Origin of the sequence: Abyssibacter sp., assembly GCF_964229365.1 — a bacterium.
In the GTDB taxonomy this organism is placed as follows: Bacteria; Pseudomonadota; Gammaproteobacteria; order Nevskiales; family OUC007; genus Abyssibacter.
This window is the reverse complement of the sequence record NZ_CAXRDQ010000050.1, coordinates 106,313-112,752: the sequence shown is the minus strand read 5'-3', so window position 1 is coordinate 112,752 and position 6,440 is coordinate 106,313. Positions and strand designations below refer to the sequence as shown.

Here is a 6,440-nt window from a genome sequence, read left to right as displayed (position 1 = left end):
AATCGTCGATATGGTCGCTGGTGTGTTTGAGGATTTCGACCACCTCGGTGGGCGTGAGCGAGGGGTTGGCCTCCAGCATCAGCGCGATGATGCCGGCCACACCGGGCGTGGCCATGGATGTGCCGCCCAGGGACTTGTATTGCAGGCCGTCCGTGGTGAGGCTGCCATCGGCTGACAGAATGCCCGACCCCGGGGCCGCCACCAGCGGCTTCATCTGGCCGACCGGGTCACCCGTGCCGTCATCGGCACGCGGGCCTTCGTTGGAGAAGTCCGAGATCAGGTCATCGGCGCGCGCGATGGTGTTCTGGTCGTTGTAGGAACCGATGGCCAATGCCTTGGTCGCGGCGGCGGGCGAGGAGACGTAATTCGTTTCGCCATCATTGCCCATTGCGATCACCGGCAGCAGGCCGGCATCGAAGGCCGCATTCATCATCTGCGAACCGGCATCGGTACCGTCGGAGGCATCCAACCCGCCCAGGCTGAGGTTCAGCACGCGGATGTTGTACTGCTCCTTGTTGATGACCGCCCATTCCACGCCGTCGGCCGAACCGAAGCCGAGGCCGGCGTCGGACAACACTTTCTGATCGATCAGCGTCGCGCCTGGCGCCATGCCCTGAAACAGGCCATCGGGTCGGCCGATGCCGATGGCGGTACCTGCGACATGGGTGCCGTGGTTGCTCGAAGCGGCCTCGCCACGATCAATTGGATTCGTGCTGGCATCGCTGGCGGTGTTCAGCGCGGGTTGGCCTGCGAAGAACTCGCCGCCGGCGATGAACTTCCCGATGACCGATTCGTGGCCGGGGAAACCGGTTGCGACATCGGCGTCGTCATTGACCCCGGTGTCCAGCACGCTGACGACCACGCCTTGGCCGGTCAGGCCGAGGTGTTCGTGCACGCTCGGGAAGATGGTGTTGCTTCGATCGAATACCCCGCCCGTGGCGGCGGCGATGTCATTCACCGCATAGACCATCGGAATCGCTTCGACACGTGACACATTCGGCAGCGTGGCGACCGTCTGGATTTCCCCTAGCGTCAGCTCCATCCGTACATAGTCGATGTACAGGTATGGGTGCATGATCGCGGTGCTGACACCAGAGTCGCGCAGGGCTTGCAGGTCGGCCTCTGTCGGCCGCTGTTCGTAGCCCACGTACACGCCAAAGCGCAGCGGTGTGGCGCTTAGATCACGAATTGCGATGCGCTGGCGGGCGAGCAGGGAGTCGCCTGTCTCGAACGCGGCCGAAATGCCTTGCAGGCCCACCTGCTCGATCCGGTCGTCGATCTTGTCGCCGTCCTGATCCCAGAGCCAGCCGGTGGCCTGAGCGTTTCCGCAGAGTGCCGCGCCCAGCAGCATGCCGATGCCGGCAGCAGCCGTTCGCCAGCCGCGCTTAGGAAGATGTCTTGTTTGTGTCACGTCAGATTCCTGGATCAATGCCGACGCGCGCTCTCATCCAGGTTGGCGCGCATCCGTCTTGGGAGTCATTCCCGGCGTGAACCATCCGTTGGTTACGCGTTGCGACATCCGGGCTTGTGGCGGCGCACTGCACCGCGTTGCCCTGGCGTATCGCGTGGGAATTACAGGCCACGTTAGCATTAACCGTGCCGAATTTGGTCGTAAAATCCCATACTCTGGGCGAATCGAGGACCGCCCAGAGGTCGCCAGCGACCGCTGATCCGGCAGAGGCTGACCGCGTCGCAGCCGAGCCGGCCTCCTGGGCACGGCCTGCACCACAATGGCCCGCAGTCCGTTACCATCGCCGGCTGGGCGCGTCCGCCTGCACGGGAGCCAGCTTGAGCCTTTCCACCAAGATCGTTCTTACCTTGTCGGTGCTGGTGGTCCTGACAGCGGCCACGTCTGCCGGGTTGATCTTCAACCGGCTGAATGAACAGCTCATCGACGCCAAGATGGATGAGCTGGAACGGGAAACCCAGCTTCAGGCGGCCTTGTTCAGCAACCGTATCGACGAGTTGCTCCGCGATGTGCTGTTGCTGGCCGGCACGCCACCAATCCAGGGAATTGCCCGTGCGACGGCGGCAGGCGGTGTCGATCCGGTCGATGGATCTTCCACGGAAGCCTGGCGTGGCCGACTCAATGTCATCTTCCGACAAACACTGCACAGCAAGTCTGCGTATCTACAGGTCCGCTATATCGGCGCCGCTGACCGTGGCCGCGAGCTGGTGCGTGTGCACCGGGACCGACCCGGCAGCTCGATCCAGATTGTCGAGCCGGCCAACTTGCAGCCCAAGGCGGATCGCGACTACTTCAGGGAGACGGCTGCCCGCGCACCGGGGCAGGTCTATTTGTCCGATATCAATCTCAATCGGGAATTGGGCGTGGTCGAGAAACCGAAGCTGCCGGTCATTCGTGCCAGCGTACCCGTGCACTTTGAGGGTGCGTTCTACGGCATGGTGGTCATCAATCTCGCGATCGCACCGACCTTTGAATATCTCGCGACAATCGGCAACCGGGCGCATGTGCTGTACCTGACCAATGCCAAGGGCGAGTACCTGCGGCATCCGGATTCGAGCCTGTCGTTTGCCTTCGAGACCGGCGGCACGCATACCGTCTTCAGCGATTTTCCGACGGTTGCCCATGTGCTGGACGGGTCGGTGGAGTCGGTGTCTCTGTTGTCCGACACCGGCGAAACGCTGCTCAGCAGCCGGGTGATACCTTTCGGACCGGACGATCTTGGCCATCAGCTGGGCCTGTTTGTCAGCGATGGCATCGCCGATGCCACGGACGTTGCTGCCCAAGTGGCACGGCAAGTTGGCCTGTTGCTGCTGATTCTCGTTGCGCTGGCGATCGTGCTCGGTATCTGGCTATCGCGTCTGGCGGTCGGGCCGATTGTCCGGCTTTCCGACGCCGTCGAGAACCTGGACCAGAACAACCCGGAACTGGTCCTGCCCAGCAGCTTGTCTGGTGAGGCCAAGCAGCTCGGGCAGGCGCTCGCCGACACGTTGGAGATGCTGCGGCAGCGGAATCAGGAACTGGAGGCCAGCAACCGCGAGCTCAAGCAGTTCTCATACATCGCCTCGCACGACCTGCAGGAGCCGATTCGGACGGTGACCAGCTTCGCGACGAACATCGAGCGTGACTACGCGCAACTCATGGATGACACGGGGCGCAGGAGCCTGCAGTTCATCCTCGAGTCCTGCTATCGCATGCAGGCCTTGATTCATGGCTTGCTCGAGTTCAGCCGCCTGGGTGTCGAGGCCAGGCCAGAGCGCGTCGAACTCGAGAGCCTGGTCCGCGGAGCCGAGGCTGATCTCGCCGATGCGATCAGCAGCGCCGCCGGCAAGGTGCATGTGGGGTCGTTGCCGACGCTGACCGTGTATGCGGTTGAGCTAAGAATGTTGTTCCAGAACCTCATCGCCAACGCCATCAAGTTCCGGCGCGATGAGGTGCCGCCGATCGTCTGGGTTGCCGCGCGCCGAGAGGGCGATGGGTGGCTGATCACGGTCGCGGACAATGGTATCGGCGTACCAGAAAAACATCGTGAGAAAGTGTTTCTGATCTTCCAGCGGCTGCACAATCGCTCAGAGTACGAGGGCACAGGCATTGGTCTGGCACATTGTCGTAAGGTCGTTGACATGCATCATGGGCGTATCTGGGTGGAGACCAGTGATGCCGGTGGTGCACGGTTTTGCGTTTTTCTGAAAGAGGTACGGGCGTGATCGATAAGCTGAACGAGATACTGCTCGTTGACGACAACGAAGCGGACAATTTTCTCCATCGGGTCGTCCTGGAGCGGGCAGGCGTGGCCAAGGCCGTTACCGAAAAGTTGAACGGGCAGGAGGCGCTGGATTACCTGACCACGGCTGACGTCGACGGGCGCTATCCGCAGCCGGAGCTGATCTGCCTGGATATCAACATGCCGATCATGAACGGTTGGGAGTTTATTGAGGCCTATGAACAACTCGACCCCAAGTTCCAGAGCGGTGTGGTCATCATGATGCTGACAACCTCGCTCAATCCCGAGGACGCGGCCTGTGCGGAGCGCCATGAGACGGTGAGGGCGTTTTCGAATAAGCCGCTAACATCCGAATCGTTTGCCGCAATGCTGGAGGAGAATTTCCCGGGTCGATTCAGCGACTGAACCGGCCACGACGCATAGAAAAACGCCGCTCCCGAGAGCGGCGTTTTTGATGAGACAGGGCGCTTCTACGCGGCCGCCTTCTTTTTCAGCCGGTAGCTGTGCAGCAACGGTTCGGTGTATCCGCTGGGTTGCGTCGTGCCTTCGAAGATCAGCGCGGAGGCGGCGCGGAACGCGATGTCATCGAAACCCGGCGCCATGGGTGCGTAGGTCGGGTCACCGCTGTTCTGGCGGTCGACGACCTGCGCCATGCGTTCCAGCGTTTCGATGACCTGTTCCTTGGTGCACAAGCCATGGTGCAACCAGTTGGCGACGTGCTGGCTCGAGATACGCAAGGTGGCACGGTCTTCCATCAGGCCGATGTCGTGGATATCTGGCACTTTGGAGCAACCCACACCCGCGTCGATCCAGCGGACGACGTAACCCAGAATACCCTGGCAGTTGTTATCCAGCTCGTGCTGGATGGCCTGGGCGTCGGGCCGCTCATCGCCCAGCAGCGGGATGGTGAGGATGTCATCCAGGCTGGCATGTTCGCGGGCCTTCAGCTCCTCGATGCGCGCGAACACGTCGACGTGGTGGTAGTGGGTGCTGTGCAGTGTCGCGCCCGTGGGCGAGGGCACCCAGGCTGTGGTGGCACCGGCCTTGGGATGGCCGATCTTCTGCTCGAGCATGGCCGCCATCTCGTCAGGCATGGGCCACATGCCCTTGCCGATCTGCGCCTTGCCGGACAGTCCGCAACGGATGCCGACATCCACGTTCCAGTCTTCGTAGGCCTTGATCCACGGCTGGGCCTTCATCTTGGTCTTGGCGATGAACGGACCGGCCTCCATGGAGGTGTGGATCTCGTCGCCGGTGCGGTCGAGAAAGCCGGTATTGATGAACACGCAGCGTGCCTTCGCCTCGGCGATGCAGGCCGCGAGGTTCACCGTGGTCCGGCGCTCTTCGTCCATGATGCCGATTTTCAGCGTGTTGCGATCCAGTCCGAGCACGTCTTCGATGGCCGCGAACAGTTCGTTGGCGTAGGCCACTTCCTCCGGGCCGTGCATTTTCGGCTTGACGATATAGACCGAACCCGTGCGCGTGTTGCCCTTGTGTTCGGGGTCCGATTTGTCGCCTTTAAGGTCATGCATCGCGGCCAATGACGTGACCATGCCGTCCATGATGCCTTCGAAGATCTCATGGCCTTCGGCATCAAGAATCGCCGGATTGGTCATCAGGTGGCCGACATTGCGCACGAACAGCAGGCTGCGACCGTGCAGGCGTAGTTCACCACCGTCCGGTTTGGTGTAGAACCGGTCGGTGTTCAACGCACGGGTGATGGTCTTGCCGCCCTTTTCCAGGGAGGTGGACAGGTCGCCCTTCATCAGGCCCAACCAGTTGCCATACACCTCGATCTTGTCTTCGGCGTCGACAGCAGCGACCGAGTCCTCGCAATCCATGATGGTTGTCACGGCGGATTCGACCAGCAGATCCTTGACCCCGGCGGCGTCGGTCTTGCCGATTGGGCTGTCGGCGTCGATCTGGATTTCCACGTGCAGACCGTTGTTCTTCAGAAGGACCGCTTTGGGCGCAGCCGCATCGCCCTGATAGCCGACGAAGGCGGCCGGTGTGGCGAGCCCGGTGCTGGCGCCATCGGCCAGCGTGACCTGTAGGGCGCCATCAACCACCGCGTAGCCGGCGGAGCCGACATGGCTCCCGGTTTGCAGCGGGGCGACCACATCCAGGTGCTTGCGGCAGTAATCGATGACCTTGTCGCCGCGCACCGGGTTATAGGCACCGCCGCGTTCGGCTCCGCCTTCTTCGGAGATGGCATCCGAGCCATAGAGGGCGTCGTATAGGCTGCCCCAGCGCGCATTGGCGGCGTTGAGTGCGTAGCGGGCGTTCTTGACCGGAACCACCAGCTGCGGCCCGGCTTGAGCGGCGATTTCGGTGTCCACGTTTTGTGTCGTGACCGAGAACGCCTCCGGCTCGGGAAGCAGATAGCCGATCTCCTGCAGAAACGCCTTGTAGGCGGCTGCGTCGTGCGGCTGGCCCTTGTGCTGCAGGTGCCAGTCATTGATTTTTGCCTGCAATTCCTCACGCTTGGCCAGCAGTGCGCGATTGCGCGGCGCGAAGGTCTTGATGATGGATTCGAGCCCGCTCCAGAAGGCATCGGCATCGACGCCCGTGCCGGGGCAGATCTGTTCGTCAATCAGTGTTTTGAGGCCGGAATCGACCTGCAAGCCGCCAATCTGCGTGTAGTTGCTCATCAGTCCTTGTCCTTATGGATTAATCGTGTCCGGGCGCGGGCGACCATCTGGTGCTCGCGGGGTTCAAGCATCGAGTTCAAAGGCCTTCGCCGGCTGCGGC

General features: G+C 62.1%; 4 protein-coding genes. 2 read left to right on the top strand and 2 right to left on the bottom strand.

The features are described 5' to 3' along the window. Nucleotides 1-1,411, bottom strand: a 1,411-nt coding sequence (locus ACE1EY_RS08695) for a S8 family serine peptidase (protein WP_370299961.1), incomplete at its 3' end; no start/stop codon positions are given. 377 nt (nucleotides 1,412-1,788) lie between these two features. Between ACE1EY_RS08695 and ACE1EY_RS08690 the strand changes: the two genes are divergently transcribed. Next, nucleotides 1,789-3,672: an ATP-binding protein gene (locus ACE1EY_RS08690; RefSeq protein WP_291515244.1), complete on the top strand. Its 1,884-nt coding sequence runs from the start codon at nucleotides 1,789-1,791 to the stop codon at nucleotides 3,670-3,672. Further along, nucleotides 3,669-4,094 (top strand): response regulator, encoded by a 426-nt coding sequence (locus ACE1EY_RS08685; RefSeq protein WP_370299960.1) that lies wholly within the window; start codon nucleotides 3,669-3,671, stop codon nucleotides 4,092-4,094. Before ACE1EY_RS08690 ends, ACE1EY_RS08685 begins: the two co-directional genes overlap by 4 nt. Before the next feature lie 65 nt (nucleotides 4,095-4,159). Here ACE1EY_RS08685 and ACE1EY_RS08680 read toward each other — a convergent pair whose 3' ends face one another. Continuing rightward, nucleotides 4,160-6,340, bottom strand: a complete 2,181-nt coding sequence (locus ACE1EY_RS08680) for a malate synthase G (protein WP_370299959.1) — start codon at nucleotides 6,338-6,340, stop codon at nucleotides 4,160-4,162. Between the last annotated feature and the right edge of the window lie 100 nt (nucleotides 6,341-6,440).

What these genes read in the sequence shown, in the direction of transcription:
- ACE1EY_RS08680 (WP_370299959.1), bottom strand. Translation starts at nt 6,340, where the DNA reads ATGAGCAACTACACGCAGATTGGCGGCTTGCAGGTCGATTCCGGCCTC.